1 protein-coding gene is annotated in these 317 nt (G+C 37.5%); it reads left to right on the forward strand.

Annotated features, from left to right (window positions below):
* Positions 1-317, forward strand: a 317-nt coding sequence (locus AC0QH1_RS14895) for a zinc ribbon domain-containing protein (protein WP_442957317.1), incomplete at both ends; no start/stop codon positions are given.

Genomic DNA, 317 nt, shown 5'->3' on the forward strand with positions numbered 1-317 from the left:
ACATTGGCAGAAAAAACAACCAAAAGTTTGTACAAATTCCCACGGCAAAACTTAAAGAACGAATTAGTCAGTTATGCGAATTGTACGGCATAGAGTTTATTGAAACTGAAGAGTCGTACACTTCACAAGCATCGTTTTTAGATGATGATTTCTTGCCAACTATCGGTGAAAAACCCGAGAGCTGGAAAGCATCAGGCAAACGAATTAAGCGAGGACTCTATCAAACTCAAAACGGTTTGTTAGTTAATGCCGATATTAATGCCGCATCTAATATCCTCAAAAAAGTAGCGACAACTTTAGGATTTTCTCTTAAAGGA

Source organism: Phormidium sp. CCY1219, from assembly GCF_055795085.1.